The sequence below is a fragment of the Gordonia amarae NBRC 15530 genome (assembly GCF_000241345.1).
Classification (GTDB): Bacteria; Actinomycetota; Actinomycetes; order Mycobacteriales; family Mycobacteriaceae; genus Gordonia; species Gordonia amarae.
The window spans coordinates 40986-57951 of record NZ_BAED01000034.1; the positions used below are offsets into that span (position 1 = coordinate 40986).

Annotated in this window: 13 protein-coding genes and 1 pseudogene; all 14 read left to right on the forward strand. The window is 67.0% G+C overall.

Annotated features, from left to right (window positions below; translation table 11 throughout):
* Position 1 precedes the first annotated feature (1 nt).
* The 14 genes and pseudogenes from GOAMR_RS09650 to GOAMR_RS09715 all read left to right on the forward strand — a co-directional run bounded on the left by GOAMR_RS09650 (position 2) and on the right by GOAMR_RS09715 (position 16955).
* Entirely contained in the window at positions 2 to 1435 is a 1434-nt protein-coding gene (locus GOAMR_RS09650) for an MCE family protein (RefSeq protein WP_005186333.1), read from the forward strand.
* On the forward strand, positions 1432 to 2469 hold the full coding sequence (locus GOAMR_RS09655) for an MlaD family protein (RefSeq protein WP_005186335.1): 1038 nt from the start codon (positions 1432 to 1434) through the stop codon (positions 2467 to 2469). The genes GOAMR_RS09650 and GOAMR_RS09655 overlap by 4 nt, the downstream gene beginning before the upstream one ends.
* A 7-nt stretch (positions 2470 to 2476) precedes the next feature.
* Positions 2477 to 3535 (forward strand): MlaD family protein, encoded by a 1059-nt coding sequence (locus GOAMR_RS09660; RefSeq protein ID WP_005186336.1) that lies wholly within the window; start codon positions 2477 to 2479, stop codon positions 3533 to 3535.
* Positions 3532 to 4697 (forward strand): annotated as a pseudogene (locus GOAMR_RS25805) (MCE family protein). Before GOAMR_RS09660 ends, GOAMR_RS25805 begins: the two are co-directional and overlap by 4 nt.
* On the forward strand, positions 4697 to 5947 hold the full coding sequence (locus GOAMR_RS09670; protein WP_005186339.1) for an MCE family protein: 1251 nt from the start codon (positions 4697 to 4699) through the stop codon (positions 5945 to 5947). Before GOAMR_RS25805 ends, GOAMR_RS09670 begins: the two are co-directional and overlap by 1 nt.
* On the forward strand, positions 5944 to 7203 hold the full coding sequence (locus GOAMR_RS09675) for an MlaD family protein (RefSeq protein WP_005186340.1): 1260 nt from the start codon (positions 5944 to 5946) through the stop codon (positions 7201 to 7203). Before GOAMR_RS09670 ends, GOAMR_RS09675 begins: the two co-directional genes overlap by 4 nt.
* Positions 7204 to 7237: 34 nt before the next feature.
* Complete coding sequence (locus GOAMR_RS09680) at positions 7238 to 7942, forward strand: Rv1363c family protein (protein ID WP_005186341.1); 705 nt, start codon at positions 7238 to 7240, stop codon at positions 7940 to 7942.
* Between the two features lie 48 nt (positions 7943 to 7990).
* Positions 7991 to 8905: an oxygenase MpaB family protein gene (locus GOAMR_RS09685; protein WP_005186347.1), complete on the forward strand. Its 915-nt coding sequence runs from the start codon at positions 7991 to 7993 to the stop codon at positions 8903 to 8905.
* 74 nt (positions 8906 to 8979) lie between these two features.
* Positions 8980 to 9678 carry a GntR family transcriptional regulator gene (locus GOAMR_RS09690; RefSeq protein ID WP_040514856.1) on the forward strand — a complete coding sequence of 233 codons (699 nt, stop codon included), beginning with the start codon at positions 8980 to 8982 and terminating at the stop codon, positions 9676 to 9678.
* Between the two features lie 65 nt (positions 9679 to 9743).
* Positions 9744 to 10454: an HAD family hydrolase gene (locus GOAMR_RS09695; RefSeq protein ID WP_040514857.1), complete on the forward strand. Its 711-nt coding sequence runs from the start codon at positions 9744 to 9746 to the stop codon at positions 10452 to 10454.
* On the forward strand, positions 10451 to 12802 hold the full coding sequence (locus GOAMR_RS09700) for a glycoside hydrolase family 65 protein (RefSeq protein WP_005186358.1): 2352 nt from the start codon (positions 10451 to 10453) through the stop codon (positions 12800 to 12802). The genes GOAMR_RS09695 and GOAMR_RS09700 overlap by 4 nt, the downstream gene beginning before the upstream one ends.
* Positions 12803 to 12846: 44 nt before the next feature.
* Positions 12847 to 14421, forward strand: a complete 1575-nt coding sequence (metG, locus tag GOAMR_RS09705) for a methionine--tRNA ligase (protein WP_005186361.1) — start codon at positions 12847 to 12849, stop codon at positions 14419 to 14421.
* A 4-nt stretch (positions 14422 to 14425) separates the two neighbouring features.
* Positions 14426 to 15658: an aminodeoxychorismate synthase component I gene (locus tag GOAMR_RS09710; protein WP_005186365.1), complete on the forward strand. Its 1233-nt coding sequence runs from the start codon at positions 14426 to 14428 to the stop codon at positions 15656 to 15658.
* Between the two features lie 61 nt (positions 15659 to 15719).
* On the forward strand, positions 15720 to 16955 hold the full coding sequence (locus GOAMR_RS09715; protein WP_005186368.1) for a helix-turn-helix domain-containing protein: 1236 nt from the start codon (positions 15720 to 15722) through the stop codon (positions 16953 to 16955).
* Positions 16956 to 16966 lie beyond the last annotated feature (11 nt).

The window sequence follows — 16966 nt, forward strand, 5'->3', positions numbered from 1 at the left end:
CATGACCATCATGCTTCCCGGCCGCCAGGTATCCAAGGCCGGCTACATCTTTCGCGCGCTCGTCGCGACAGCCCTGCTGCTGGCCTTCGCGCTCTACATGATCTCGCGCAGCACCGGTCTGTTCGATGACACCGCCGAGGTGCACGCCGAGATCCCGGTCGAGGCCGGACTGATCTCGCCCGGTGCACCCGTCCGCTACAACGGCGTCAAAGTGGGCAACATCGATTCGATCGAGGCGGGCACAACGTCGTCGCGGGTCGGCCTGGCCGTCGACCGGTCGATGATGAAATCCATCCCGGACAACGTGACAGTGCGGGTCGCCCCGCGAACCTTCTTCGGCGACATCTACATTCAGCTCATGCCGGGGACCGGCGGGTCGACCGGAAAGCTGCGCGGCGGTGCCGACCTCCCCGTCGACAGCGGCGCGGACGCGGTGAACCTGTACGACGTGTTCACCAAGCTGTCCACCCTACTCGGCGAGGTCAAGCCCGAGAAGATGAACGTCGCACTGAGCACGGTGAGCCGGGCCATCGGTGACCGCGGCAACCAACTCGGCATCATGATCGACGACTGGTGGGTCGCCTCGCGCGAACTCGAGTCGACGATGAACCAGTTCCTCGATGCCACCCCCAAGTTCCGGGCTGTGGTCGAAAGTCTGCGCCGCGCAACACCGGACGTCATCAGGACACTGTCGTCGACCACGTCGATCTCGCGCGGCATCGTGGAGAACCGCGACCAGTTGGTGGCCATGTTGTCCTCGGCAGCGGGCTATCTGGATTCGGTGACGCCGTTCGTGGCCGCCCAGCGCCAGAACCTGATCACCATCGTCGATTCGACGTCGACGATCATGTCCACGGTCGCCGACAACCCGGACGGCCTGTCGACCACACTGGCCGAGGCCGACAAGTTCGGCGCCGCCGGCACCATCCTGTTCGCCAGCGGCAAGTTCAACATCACCGCGGTTCCCACGTTCTCCCAGCCCATGCCGTACACGGCGGCCGACTGCCCGCATTACGGAAACCTGCGCGGCCAACGGTGTTTCGGCACCGGACCCCGACAGGGCGTGGGCCCGGTGCGGGCCCCGGGCGCGCCGAACGGCACCATCCTGAATCCACCGCGAGGAGAAAATGAGTCGCGCGACACCACGTCCGGAGACAAGAAGACTCGTGACACGGCATCCGGCAGGGACACGTCCGGCCGCGGCCAGTCCGGTGCCGACGATTCCGGTACCGACGATTCCGGTACCGACGGGTCCCGGCAGAGCGCATCGCGTGAATCCGTCATCGACGGCGCCGCGGAGAACGAACCGTTGAGCAACCTCGAATCGACCGTCACCGGCAAGCGATCGTCGGCCAAAGGCACCCCCAGCCCGGCGACCAAGCTGATGGTCGGTCCGATGGTCCGAGGAATGAAGGTGCAGGTGCAGGAGCGATGACCAGACTCCCCCTGTCCGTCACCGTCAAGGCCCTCGCCTACGTCGTGGTGGGCATCATCGCCGCCGTCCTGATGAGCAACACCCTGCGGGTGCCGGTGCACGGTGACACCACCGGCTACCGGATCGCGTTCCACGACGCCGAGGGCCTGACCGCCGGCAACCCGGTCACGATGGCGGGAGTGCGGATCGGCCGCGTCGACGAGGTGGACCTGCGCCCGCAGAAGGACGGCACCGCCCTCGCCGAGGTGAAGGTGACCATCGCCAAGAAATACACACTGCCCGACAAGGTGCATGCCACGGTGCGGTACGGCGACATGCTCGGCGCCCGCTACATCGCACTCGCATCCAGCCCGGACACCCCGGCGCGCAGCGGCAACCGGATCCCGGTCGGCGCCACCACGGCAGCGGTCAACCTGACCGCACTCATGAACGGTTTCCAGCCGCTGTTCTCGGCGCTGGACCCCGATCAGGCCAATACGCTCGCCCGCGGCTTCGTCGACACCTTCGAGGGCCGCAGCGGGTCCGTTCAGACTCTGCTGCGGCAGATTTCGACGATGGGCCAGAACCTGGCGGCCAACGGCCCCGTGTTCACCCGCCTGATGTCCAACCTCACCGCCCTGATGACCACCGTCAACGATCGCAGTCCCGCGCTCACCGAGCTGTTCAACGGCCTCGGACAGCTCAGCGCCACGCTGATCGGTGACAACGGGCAACTGACCACGCTTCTCGACAGCGGCGACAAGGCCGTCGCCGCCCTCGCGGACATGATGACCGCCGCGGGCGACAACTTCGAGACCTCACTGAAAGGGCTCAAGAACATCACGTCGGCATGGATTCCGCAGACCGGTGAGTTCACCAGTTTCCTGAAGAACTTCCCGATGCTGGCGACGAAGCTCAACCAGTCCGGCCGCTACGGGGGATTCATGATGCTCTACTTGTGCAACTTCACTCTCGAAGCGCAGGGCCTGAGCGCCAACATCTTCGGTCCCCTGCACTCGCCGTCGTGCCTGCCCACCTCCAGGGCTCAGGGGTGATGCGCTGATGTTCCTGGTCAAACTCATCGACGTCTTCGTCGGCATTCTCGAGTTCATCTTCAAAGCCGACAAGCGTGCGCAGGGAGCCTCGGCGGCCACCCTGGGCACTGCGGGCATCATCACATTGCTGGCGATCCTGCTCGTCGCTGTCGGCGTGCCCCGCATCATCTACTACAACAGCACCGACCAATACACCGCCGAACTGTCCAACGCGTCGGGCCTGACCACCGCCGACCCGGTGCTGGTCGCGGGTGTGCCCGCCGGCCGCATCGAGAAGATCTCGCTGGCCGGTGACCGGGTGAACGTGAAGTTTCGCCTCGACAACGGTCAGCCGCTCGGCGATCAGACCACCGCCGGCGTGCGCCTGCGCACGGTGCTCGGCAAGCGGTACCTGGAGATCATCCCCGCGGGCTCCGGGCCGGTGGGTACCGGCAAGAACGGTGCCAAGAACGTGATCCCGTTGTCGCGCACCACCTCTCCGTACAATCTCGACGACCTGTCGAGCGATGCGGTGAACACGTCCAAGGAGATCGACGTGGACGTGCTGCGCACGATGATGACCACGATGACCAAGCTGATGCCCGACTCGAAGGCCACCTCCGACTCGCTCAGCGGGATCACCGCGGCGGCCTCGACCATCACCCGCAGCGGCACCCAGCTGAGTCAGCTGCTGACGGTCTCGCAGCGACTGGCCGCCGTGACGTCGCAGCAGAGCGAGACCATGTCCGACGCCTTCTCGTCCACTCAGGCACTCGTGCAGATGCTGTCGGTGCGCCACCTCGTGCTCACCCGGCTCACCGACAATCTGCGGCTGATCCTGCGGCAGATGGCGGCCACCTTCCCGAATGTCCCGATGGCCGAACTGACCGTCAACCTCACCAAGATCACCAAGACTCTGGCCGACAACGCCGGTCAGGTGAACGAGATCCTCACCCAGGTGCCACCTTCGCTGCGCACCATCACCGATGCCAGCGGCAACGGCAACTGGGCCGACGTGGTCTCCCCGTCCGCGGTCATTCCCGACGGGCTCCTGTGTGTCCTCGGCGTCGTCAAGGGGTGCAAATGAGTTTCCGTCAGGTCCGCGAAGTCCGGAAGCGTAAGCGCCGGGGCGGCAAGATCTTCACCGCGCTGCTGGTGATCGCCGCGATCGTCGCCGGCTGCTGGTACGTGTTCGGCCGCGGCGACAACAACCGCACCGTGCACGCCGATTTCGCCTTCGTCAACGGGCTGTACCAGGGCTCCACCGTCACGGTCCTGGGCGTGCCCGTCGGTACCATCGACAAGGTCGAGGCGCGCGGCGATCATGTCCGGCTCACCCTCAGGGTGCGCGAGGACGTGAAGCTGCCCGCGAAAGTCCAGGCGTACGTGCTCAATCCGTCGGTCATCAGCGACCGGCACCTTGAGCTCGGCCCCGCCTACACCGAGGGCGACACGTTCAAGGACGGCGGCGTCATCCCGACCGAACGCACCCACTCCCCGATCAGCTGGGACAAGCTGATGGAGAGTGTGAAGACCCTCACCCAGGTGATGGGGCCGGGCACCGACACGGCACGGACGGCAAGAGCGACGAGGGCCTGGGCGCCCTGCTGTCCCAGACCGCCAAGTCGTGGGACGGCCGCGGACCCGAATTCGGAACGGCCATGTCCACTCTCGCCTCCGCGTCGGGGATCTTCGGTGCCCGCAGCGAGGACATCGCCGGTCTCATCGACAGCCTCGACCTGATGATGACCACCTTCAAGAACAAGCAGGTCTCCCTCGACGGACTGATCACATCGATGAGCAGACTGTCGGACGAGTGGGCCACGGCCAACACCGACATCACCACGCCCATCAAGGATCTGCGCACTGTGTTCGACCAGATCAACAACTTCGTCCTGCAGCACGGCGGCGACGTGGGTGTGGTGGCCGAGAACCTCGACACCCTCGGGAAGACGCTGGTGAAGAACAAGGCCGGCATGGCCGAGTTCATGGACCTGGCCCCACTGATGATGCAGAACCTGTCCAGCACGATCGGGCCCGACCGTCGGGGGCGGATCCGGTTGAACGTCTCGACCACACTCACCCAGTTCAAGACGCTCAAACCGCTGTGCGATCAGTTCCCGATGCCGATCTGTGTGGGCGCCGGGCTGACCAACCCGATCTCGTTCCCGATCTCGGCGTCCGATCCGCTCGGCATCGTCTCGGCCATCTCCGGTGGCGCCCTTCCGAAGAAGTCAGGAGGCCGCTGATGCGTACCGCCCGTGTCGCCGCCCTGGCACTGACGGCGGGCGTGAGCCTGTCGGCGTGCGCGACCGGCCTGCAGGACCTGCCGATGCACGGCGTCGGCAGCGATACCTTCACCATCACCGCCGACGTCGACACCGCCGACGGCATCGTCGCCGGTGCCGACGTGCGGCAGGGGCAGCAGGTGATCGGCCGCGTCACCGACATCGCACTGGTGGACAACAAGGCCCGGCTGACGCTGACCCTCGACGACGCCGTCAACGTCCCCGAGAACTCGACGCTGCGGGTGGAACTGCCCTCGGCACTGGGCAATCCGTTCATCCGACTGAACAAGCCGGAGAATCCGCAGGGCGCCCTGCACCAGGGATCGCACATCTCCTCCCGCGACACCTCCCTCGGCCCGCAGGTGGAGAGCACGCTGGCCGCGCTCGGAAACCTGATGAGCGGCAGCGGAATCGGCCAGTTGCAGTCGGTGATGACGAGCCTGAACACGGCTTTCGCCAATCGTTCGGACAAGGTGGGCGACCTGATCGACACCCTGAACCGGCTGCTGGCCCGGTCCTCGCAGCACACCGAGGATTTCAACGCCGCGATGTCGGCTGCCGCCGACGTGAGCGACCTGTTCGTCGCCCGGCAGCAGTTGGTGGAGAACTTCCTCGACCAGACCCCCGCCGCCGTCAAGGTGCTGGCGGGCCAGCGCGAGCGGATCGGCGCGCTGATGCAGCAGACCACCACGCTGGCGGCCAACATGAACCAGATCGTCAGCGGCAGAAGGTCGGAGCTGAACAGCCTCGTCGGCGACGCCCGGGTGGTGCTCGAGTCGCTGGGCACGTTCAACGACAACGTGGGACAGACGCTGCGCCACATGAACACCTTCCTGGTCAACTTCGGCAGCGCCATCCGCGGCGACTATCTCGTCTTCGACGGCGGTCTCGACATCCCCGCCAGCATCGACAAGGTGCTCACGGGCGGTCTGTACCTGTCCGGGCAGCCGGCACCGACGATGGGTGAGCTCCGCGACCTCATCACCGGCGGCATCGACAAGGACCGCCGGGCCAAGGCCAAGAAGAATGCCGCGGGCCATAAGAGCAAGCCGAAGTCGACGGCTCCGAAGAACACCAAATCCACTGGGACACCCAAATCCACTGGGACAACCAAGTCCACTGAGACACACAAATCCACTGGGACAACCAAATCCACTGGGACAACAAAGACCCCCGCGACCACGACGGCCACCCAGGAGGGCACGCGATGAAGCTCCCCACGTCCGACCTCACAGCGTGGTACAAGCGGCTGCCGGCCGGCACGCTGCAGTTCGTGATCTTCCTGGCGATCGCCGCGTTCGTGATCCCCTACGGCATCAACTTCATCGCGGGCCCCGAGGGTTTCGGCGCCAAGCTCACCCTCAAGGCGCAGATGCGGGACGCGTTCGGTCTCACCAAGGGCACCGGCGTCACCGTCCGCGGCGTCGACGTGGGCACCGTGTCCGAGGTGAAGCTCTCGCCGGACGGCAAGGCCGCCGACATCAAGCTGGTGCTGCGGGGCAATGTGAAGATCCCCAAGAACTCGTACATGCAGGTGACGATGGCGACGATGGCCGGCATCCAGAGCGTCGACATCATCCCGGAATCGTCGACCGGCCCGTACCTGAAGTCGGGCGACACGGTGTCGGCACCGGCCGACCGGCAGCCGCAGCAGATGGACACCATCATCTCCGACGCAGCCAAGGTGCTGCGCAGCATCGGCGACGGCGACTTGTCGACGGTCGGCGACGAGATCTACACGGCCTTGGGCAAGAACGAGAAGACCTTGCAGACGTTGCTGACCAATGGATCCCAGTTGGCCACGCTGGTACGGCGCAACGCCCCGATGCTCCGCGGCATCTTCGACGAGTGGCTCACCGTTCTCGACGCGATGAGCGACAACACCGCCTCCTTCGAGCGGGGCATGAAGACCACCGCGACCTTCACCGATCAGCTCGACGCGCAACAGCCGGTGTTCGTGTATCTGCTCGACCGCTCCCCCAAGGGCCTCGACCACGCCCGCGCCCTGTTCGACAAGTACCGCGGCACTTTCGGTGGCGTGCTGGCGAATCTGACTGTGGTCGAACCGATCATCAGCGACCGGCAGGCCGCCCTGACCACAGGCCTCAAGACCATCCCCCGCGGCATGGAGGACCTGCGCTCGATCGTGAAGAACGGCCGCGCCGACTTCTCCCTCATCGCCACGCAGGGTCCGGTGTGCATGTTCTATGACGAACCCCGCAGCAGCGTCGGCGATTTCACGGTCGCCGCCCCCAACCTGGCGCGCTACTGCCCACCCACCAACAGCTCCGGCCAACGTGGTGCGGTCAACGCCCCCCGACCGAACAACCTGGGCACCTCCACCTGGACCCAGCCGGGCCAGCCGTCGGGACCCGCCGTCGTCGACGATCCCGTACTCATTCCCAACGGCACCGAGCTGCTCGACTGGTGGCGCAAACTCGAAGAAAGGGCCAAAAATGGCAACTGACACAGTGACATCCAGCACAGAGGAAGTGGTTGCCATGGGCGATGCCGAGAACACGCCGGAAGGCACGGCGGAAACCGAGTCGAGTGCCCCCGGCGCGGACGCCGGCAGGCGTCCCGCCGCCGCCCGGACCGCACCGCTGCGCAAACAGACCGTGCCGCAGGGCAAGTCGCGCCTGAGCAAGCCGGACACGGCCACCTCCGGCAACGCCGCGACCGGGGAATCCGAATCCGCCCCGGCGACGACGCGGTCCACCTCCGGGCGCAACCGGATCGTGTTCGGTGCCGTCGCCGCGTTGCTCGCCGTGGCGGTCGCCGTGGGCTGCTTCTTCGCCGGCCGGGCCACCGCCCCCGACGGCGCGGACTCGGGCGGTGACCGCGCCGCGGTCACCAAGATCGCCCGTGACTACGCGATTAAGCTCTCCAGCTTCGACTACCGGAGCCTGGACAAGAACCGCGAGGCGATCACCGCGATGTCGACCCCCGACTTCGCCAAGAAATACGACGAGATGGTGCAGGCACTGACCCAGATCGTCCAGAACGGCAAGGGCGAGGCCACCGCCACCGTCTCCTACGCCGCGGTCGATTCCATCGGCGCCTCGTCGGCGAAGGTGATGCTCTTCGTCGATCAGCAGGCCAAGAACGTCGTCTCCCCCGACGGCCGCTCGCAGCCCTACCGGATGGTGGTCACGCTCAAGCATTCCGGCGGCAAGTGGCTCGTCGACAACGTCGAAACAGTCTGACACACAGCACAACCCACCCACAGCAGTCGAGTCGTAAAGGAGAATCCCGTGCCCGCTAGTTACCTGCCGGATCTGGAGACCGCAACTCCCGAACTGACAACTCCCCGCACCCGTATCCGCATCACCACCCGCAAACGCCGGGTCACCAACGCCCGTAAGCCGGCGCTGATCGCCGAGGCACTGGACTTCTGGTCGTTCGCCGGTGCCGCCGCCAACGTGGTGATGCAGCTCGGCTGGCCCGAGGTGGCCTACGGCGTCATGGAGTCGAAGGTCGAATCCGGCTCGCTCGTGCACCATCCGTGGAAGCGGGCACGCACCACCACCCAGTACCTGGCGGTGGCCGTGCTCGGTACCGAGGAGGAGCGCACTATGTTCCGGGATGCGGTCAATACCGCGCACCGGCATGTGCATTCGGACTCCGAGAGCCCGGTGAAGTACAACGCGTTCAACAAAGAACTCCAGATGTGGGTCGCCGCCTGCCTGTTCATCGGCTTCGAGGACTCCCACCAGTTGCTGCACGGGGTGATGAGCGAGGAGGAGGCCGAAACCTTCTACCAGTCGGCCAGGCCGCTGGCCACCACCCTGCAGGTGCCCGACACGATGTGGCCGGCCACCCGCAAGGAGTTCGACCACTACTGGAACGTCGGCTGCGAGCGCGTGGTCATCGATGACACCACGTGCGAGTTCCTCAACGACCTGGTCGACCTGAAGATGATCAACCCGCTGATCCGGTTGCCATTCGTCAACCTGCTGCGCTTCCTGACCACCGGCTTCCTGCCGCCGCTGTATCGCGACCAGCTCGGACTGGAATGGACCGAGGACGATCGCCGCCGTTTCGAGCACCTGTTCACGTTCGTCTCCATTGTGAACAAGTTCCTGCCCAAGTCGATCCGGTTCGGCGGGAGCCGAATGATGATGAAGGACCTGCGGCGGCGTTTGAAGCACGACAAGCCGATAATCTGATCGGACGACACGCGTACGCCCGGACCAGCCACGACTCACCCCCGACCACATCGATACCGCAGGTGGATTCACAGATGACAGCGCAGAGCCTTCGCCGCACACAATTGACCGACGAGGTCGCCACCGTGTTGCGGAACCGGATCATGACCGGAGACCTGCGCCCGGGCGACTTCGTCCGGCTCGACGAGACGGCGTCGGCGCTGGGATGCAGCGCGACACCCGTCCGGGAGGCACTGGTGACGCTGCGGGGCGAGGGGCTGGTCCGGTCGTCCCCGCACCGCGGTTTCATCGTCGAACCGCTCGACCGCGGCGACATCGTCGACATCTTCTGGATGCAGGCCGAACTGTCGGCGCGGCTGGCGACCAACGCGGTGAGCAACCCCGACCTGCCCGCCCACCTGGCCACCCTCAGCGGTCTGGTGGACGAGTTCGACGCCGCCGTCGCCGCCGGGGACCAGCGGCGCGTGCTGCACACCGAGTTCGCCTTCCACCGCGAGATCAACCTGGCCGGCAACAGCAAGAAGCTCGCCTGGTTCGTCCACGCCGCCAGCAAGTACAACCCGCACGAGCTGTACGCCCGCGATCCCGAATGGCGCAGGCAGGCCGCCGCCAGTCACCGGCGGCTGGTGGGCCACCTGCGCCGCCGCGACACCGAGGCCATCCGCACCGAGATCCATCAGGGCTTCACCGATGCCCGCGACCGGTTGATCGCCCAGCTCGAATCGATCGGCTTCTTCGACGAGCAGTCCCGCACCGAACGCGCACCGGCCTGAGCCAGATGGTCGGGTCCCGGCCGCTTCCCGCGCCGAACCGGCCCGGTACAGGTAGCGTTGGCCCGGTGTTGGGATTGCCAGAGACAGTGACGGTCGCGCTCTTCGACCTCGACGGGGTGTTGACGTCGACAGCGGTATTGCACCGCAGCGCCTGGAAGCGGGCCTTTGACGCCTACCTGCGCGAGCGCGACCCGGAGGGCTTCGCCGAGTTCACCGCGCAGGACTATCTCGACTACGTCGACGGCAGACCCCGCACCGACGGTGTGCGCACCTTCCTCGCCTCCCGCGGCATCACCGACGTCGACGAGGCGACGGTGGAGGAGATCGGCACCGGTAAGAACGAGATGTTCCTGACCGCCCTCGAATCCGAAGGGGTCACCCCCTATCCGGGATCGGTCCGCTATCTGGAGGCCGCGAAAGCGGCCGGTCTGCGTATCGCCGTTGTCACCTCGTCAAAGAATGGAGAAGCCGTGCTCGAGGCAGCCGACCTGTCCAAGTACGTCGAGATCCGCGTCGACGGACTCGACGTCGTCGCCCGCGGACTGAACGGGAAGCCCGCACCCGACTCGTTCCTGCTCGGCGCCCGGCTGATGGGCGTCGAACCCGCCCACGCGGCAGTCTTCGAGGACGCCATCTCCGGTGTAACGGCAGCCGCCGCAGGCAATTTCGGCTACATCGTGGCCATCGACCGACACGACGGCGAGCAGACCGAGGCGATGCGCGCCGCCGGCGCGAGCGTCGTGGTCGCCGACCTGGACGAGCTGGTGCCGGCATGACTCTTCACGATCACACCTATGGCTTCGAGGTCCACCCGTGGCGGCTGCGCTGGAGCGGCCTGGACACCGACGCGCTGAAGAAGACCGAGACCCTGTTCGCGCTGTCCAACGGCCACATCGGCCTGCGCGGCACCTTCGAGGAGGGCGAACCGGTCGACCACCCGGGTACCTACCTGAACGGCTTCTACGAGGGTCGCGGCCTGCCGTACGCCGAAAGCGGTTACGGCTACCCCGAATCCGGACAAACCGTGGTGAATGTGACCGACGGCAAGATCATCCGGCTGCTCGTCGAGGACGAGCCGATGGACCTGCGCTACGGGCGCACCGAGGAGCACGAACGCACCCTCGACTTCCGCACCGGCACGCTGCGCCGCTCCACCCTGTGGACCTCTCCCACCGGACACACCGTGCGGATCAAGTCCGAGCGCCTGGTGTCGTTCACCAAGCGCACCATCGCCGCCATCCACTACGAGGTGGAGCCGATCGGCGAGGACATGAAGCTGGTACTGCAGTCCGACCTGCTCGCCAACGAGCCGGTGCCCACCCCCGGCAACGATCCGCGCCTGGCCGCCGCACTCGACGCCCCGCTGGTGGCGGACCTGGCCGCCTGCCGCAACTACTGGTCGATCCTGGTGCACCACACCAAGAACTCCAACCTGCACATGGCCGCGGGCATGGATCACGAGATCGACTTCCCGGACAAGTTCGACGCGTTCATCCGCGCCGACGGCGACCTGGCCCGGCTCACCGCCGCCGCCAACGTGCCGCAGGGCACCAAGCTGTCGCTGACCAAGTACATCGGCTACGGCTGGTCGGCCCGGCGTTCGGTGCCCGCGCTGCGCGCCCAGGTCGACGCCGCGCTGGCGATGGCGATGGAAATCGGCTGGGAGGCACTGAAAGCCGAGCAGGTGGCCTACCTGGATGACTTCTGGCGCGACGCCGACATCGAGCTCGACGGTGACGCCGAACTGCAGCAGGCCGTGCGCTTCTCGCTGTTCCACGTATTGCAGGCCGGTGCCCGCGGACAGTCCCGGGCCATCCCCGCCAAGGGCCTCACCGGTCCCGGCTACGACGGCCACACCTTCTGGGACACCGAGAGTTTCATCCTGCCGATGCTCACCTACACCGCGCCCGCCGCGGCCGGTGAGGAGTTGCGCTGGCGACACGCGACGATGGACAAGGCCAAGGCCCGCGCCGCCGAACTCGGCCAGCGCGGTGCGATGTTCCCGTGGCGGTCCATCAACGGCGACGAATGTTCGGGCTACTGGCCGGCGGGCACCGCCGGTGTGCACGTGTCCGCCGACATCGCCAACGCCACCGCCCGCTACCTGCGCGCCGCCGAGGACGAGAAGTTCGAAACCGAGTGCGGGGTGGAGCTTCTCGTGGAGACGGCGCGGCTGTTCGCCGGGCTCGGCCATCACGACGTCAACGGCAAGTTCCGGATCGACGGCGTGACCGGACCCGACGAGTACACCGCCATCGTCAACAACAATGTGTTCACCAATCTCGCCGCCCGGCAGAACCTGCGCGACGCCGCCGAGATCGTGCACCGGCGCCCCGACATCGCCGGACAGCTCGGGGTGACCAATGCCGAAGTGGCGCACTGGGAATCATGCGCGGACGCGATGACCATCCCATTCGACGAGGCGCTCGGGGTGCATCAGCAGTGTGAGTCGTTCACCCTGCTCGGCGCCTGGGATTTCGAGGCGTCGGTGGGCAAATACCCGCTGCTGCTGAACTATCCGTACTACGACCTGTACCGCAAGCAGGTGGTCAAGCAGGCCGATCTGGTGTTCGCGATGTACACCTTCGGCGAGGAGTTCACCGACGAGCAGAAGCTCAAGAACTTCGACTACTACTATCCGCTCACGGTGCGCGACTCGTCGCTGTCGGCGTGCTGCGAGGCCGTCACCGCGGCCGAGGTGGGCTACCTCGACCTGGCGTACGACCTGCTCGCCGAATCGGTGTTCACCGACCTGCACGACCTGCACAACAACGTCAGCAGCGGCCTGCACATCGCGGCGCTGGCCGGTGCGTGGACCGACTGTGTGGCCGGGTTCGGCGGTATGCGCGACTTCGGCGGCAACATCACGTTCGCGCCGCGGCTGCCCACCCGACTCACGTACCTGTCGTTCAGGATGGTGGTGCGCGACTCCAAGATCGTCGTCGCCATCGACAAGGGGCACGCCACCTACCGGCTGCTGTCGGGTCCGCCGATCGAGCTCGCCCACCACGGCGAGGAGTTCACGCTGCATGACCAGCCGGTGTCGTTGCCGATCCCGGAGATCGAGCACCGCACCCCGCCCAAGGCTCCACCCGGCTGCGAGCCCTACCAGCGCAGCGTGTGATCCGTTAGGCACCGGCGGTGCGGGGTCGGTAATCTGGCGGCATTATGTCTGCAGACACCACCCCGACCTCCGGTGCCGAGTCCTACGGCGGCGGCCGTCCGTACTACCTGACCACCGCGATCGCCTATCCCAACGGCGTACCGCACATCGGCCATGCCTACGAGTACATCTCGGCCGACGCCCTGGCCCGGTTCAAGCGCCTCGACGGCTTCGACCTGCGCTTTCTGACCGGTACGGACGTGCACGGGCAGAAGATGCAGCAGACCGCGCAGGCCGAGGGCATCGCCACCGCCGAGCTCGCGACCCGCAACTCCGACCGGTTCCAGGCGCTGCAGGATCGTCTCGGCTCCAGCTACGACCGGTTCATCCGCACCTCCGACGCGGACCACAAACGCGCCTCTGAGGCCATCTGGAAGCGGATGGCCGAGGCCGGTGACATCTACCTGGACAAGTATTCGGGCTGGTACGACGTCCGCGATGAGGTCTTCTACGCCGAGGCCGACACCACCGTCGACGACGACGGCAACCGGGTGGCCGCCGACAACGGGCACACGCTGACCTGGACCGAGGAGGAGACCTACTTCTTCCGGCTCTCGGCCTACCAGGACCGCCTGCTCGCGCTGTACGAGGAGCATCCGGAGTTCATCGGCCCCGATGTGCGCCGCAACGAGGTGATCAGCTTCGTCAAGGGCGGACTCACCGATCTGTCTATCTCCCGGACCACCTTCGACTGGGGTGTGCCGGTGCCCGATCATCCCGGTCACGTCATGTACGTGTGGGTCGACGCGCTCACCAACTACCTCACGGGTGTGGGTTTCCCGGACGACCCGGACACCACCGGCCGGTACTGGCCGGCCGATCTGCACGTCATCGGCAAGGACATCATCCGGTTCCACTGCGTGTACTGGCCGGCCTTCCTGCTCAGCGCGGGTATCGAACTGCCCAAACGCGTGTTCGCGCATGGCTTTTTGTTCAACAAGGGCGAAAAGATGAGCAAGTCGGTGGGCAATGTGGTGGACCCGGAGAACCTGATCGACCAGTTCGGTCTGGACCCGGTGCGCTACTTCTTCCTGCGTGAGGTGTCCTACGGTCAGGACGGCTCGTATTCGGCGGAGGCGATGATCAGCCGCATCAACGCCGACCTGGCCAACGAGTTCGGCAATCTGGCCCAGCGCACGCTGTCGATGATCGGCAAGTACTTCGACGGCGCCGTACCCGAGCCGGGTGAGTTCACCGACGCCGACCGCGCGCTGCTCGGCTCCGCGGACGCACTGCTCGACGCGGTACGCGGACACTTCGACACCCAGGCCATCCATCTGGGCCTGGAGGCGCTGTGGTCGGTGCTGGCCGACACCAACCGGTACATCTCGGCGCAGGAACCGTGGAAACTGGCCAAGACCGACCTGGCCCGCACGGGAACGGTGCTGTACGCGTGTGCCGAGGTGGTGCGGATCGTCGCCCTCCTGGCGCAGCCGGTGCTGCCCACCTCGTGCGGCACGATCCTCGATCTGCTGGCGGTGGGTGCCGACCGGCAGTTCACCGCGGTCACCTCGCGGCTGGTCCCGGGCACGGCGCTGCCCAAGCCGTCGCCGGTGTTCCCCCGGTACGAGACGTCTTGACCCTGTGCCCCAAGAGGTTCCGGGACCGCTGGAGGTCCTGGGTGCGCTGATCGAATACACCGGTGCCCATCGCCTGCCGCCGCCGGCGGCGCTGGTCGGTGACTGGTGGGGCGCGGACGCGGTGATCGCGCCGTCGATCGACATCGTCGCCGGTCATCCACCACCGCCGGTGGCCGAGCGATTCTGGTTCGGCTACCTGGGATTTCCCCAGTATCCGGCGACCCCTGCCGGTGCTGTCGACGGCGTCATGGACGGCGGCGGGTTGCCCGCGGTGGCCGGTGGGGAGACCGACGGCGTCCTGCTGCTCCGCGACGGCCGGTGGGAATACCGCAGCGTCGACGGGTCACCTTGTCCGGCATGGGTTTCCGAATGTATAGCAGCCGCCGGGTCGATCGGGGTCCCGCAGCCACCGCGGGTGCGGTGGACCCCGCCGGAGCGGGAACCGCATCTGGCGGCCGTCGAATCCTGTCTGGAGGCGATCCGCGCGGGCGAGGTGTACCAGGCGTGCGTGTGCACCCGCTTCACCGGGCAGATCGACGGCCCGCCGTCGGTGTTCTACCGACTCCTGGCCGCGGCCACCGTGCCCGCGAAATCCGCCTTTCTGCAAGGTGAGTGGGGCGCGGTGGCGAGCTTCTCGCCGGAGACCTTCCTGCGCCGCACCGGCGGTGTGGTCACCTCGGCCCCGATCAAGGGCACCATCCCTGCCACCGGTGACCCCGCCACGCTTGCGGCGTCGGAGAAGGACATCGCCGAGAACGTGATGATCGTCGACCTGGTCCGCAACGACCTCGGGCGCGTCGCCGACATCGGCAGTGTCACCGTCCCGGCGCTGCTGCGGATCTCCCCCGCCCCGGGTGTCTGGCATCTGGTGTCGACGGTGGCCGCGGAGGTGGGCGAGCACGTCACCACCATCGACCTGCTCGACGCGGCGTTTCCGCCGGCCTCGGTCACCGGCACCCCGAAGCTGCGTGCTCTGTCATTGCTGGCGGGGTGGGAGCAGCACGCGCGCGGGGTGTACTGCGGCGCCATCGGGATGAGTGGGCCCGGCCAGGCGAGCGAATCGGGACCGGCCGGGGACCTCGACCTGAACGTCGCCATCCGCACCGTCGCCGTGACGCCCGGCGGATCGGCGGTGCTCGGAGTGGGCGGCGGCATCACCATCGACTCCGATCCCGGACGCGAATGGCAGGAATGCCTGGACAAGGCGTCGTCGATAGTGTCGGCCTTCACCCGCTGAGCCACAGAATTCCCCCGCGGAGACCCCGGCCCGATGCACCCGACCCGTTAGTATGCTCACTATGGGGTTGATCACGCCGGGCGCAGATCTTGTGGAGGTACGCAGCCGGCTCGCGGCCGTCCACGAGGCCGTGGTCGGCCGCGGCGAAGACGCACCGGACGACATCCGCGAGGAATTGCTGACGTCCTGGCGGGCATCGGCGGCCGCCGGAATCGACCCGGACGTGCTCGACCCACCGCTGGTCAGCCGCGCGACGGTATCCGAACGACTGGCCCACCACCCACTGGCCGGTGCCATCGACCGCATGCGGCAACTGTTCTCCGACGCCGTCACCGACCCGCACCTGATCATGCTGCTCGTCGATCCCGACGGCCTGGTCATCCACCGCAACGCGTCGGCCGACCTGCTGCCGATCGCCGACGGGATCCGGCTGCTGGAGGGCACCCGCTGGGATGAGTCGTCGGTGGGCACCAACGCGATCACGATGGTGATGCGGACCGGCCGCCCGCAGCTCGTGTTCGGCCCCGAACACTACTGCCGTGCCCTGCACGACGTGTACTGCGCCGCCGCCCCGATCCGCGACCGGTCCACGGGTGACATCGTGGGTGTCGTCGCCATCACCGGCCCGTCCACCGCGCTCCAGCACGCCACCACCGCCCTCGTCACCGCCTTCGCCGCGCTCGGCGAACGTGAGATGGAGATGGCCCACGAACGCAACCTCGCCGAGCTGCGCGGACGCACAGTCGCCCAGCTCACCGGCCTCTCCGGTCCTGCCGTGGTGGTCGATGACAACGGCTGGGTGGCCGCCGGGACCGGCTTCACCGCACCGACCCGCATCGACCCGCCCGAAGCCGGCGCCAAGCAGTTCATCTCCGGCATGGGGGTGTGTGAGGCCCAGCGGGTCACCGGCGGATGGCTACTGCAGCCGTCTGGACCCGGCCACCCGGTGGTGGCCACGCTCGATCTGCGCGGCGAACCGAGCATCATGGTCACCGGAGACGAGGGCGACTGGCGGTCGGTGCTCACCCGGCGGCACGCGCAGATCCTGCTGCTGCTGTCCGAGGCCGGCGAGAGCGGTATCACCGGCGCCGAACTGAGCCGACGGCTGTTCGGCGACGCCGAGCACCTGGTAACGGTGCGGGCCGAGATGTCGCGGCTGCGGCGGGTCATCGGCACCCTGGTGGTCAGCCGCCCCTACCGCCTGGCCCGCGGCGTCGAACTGCGAATGGTCGGCAACGTCGAATCCGCCAGGGGCGACCTGCACGCCGTCGAGACCGACCCGGCGCTCACCGGCTAACCGGCCAACCT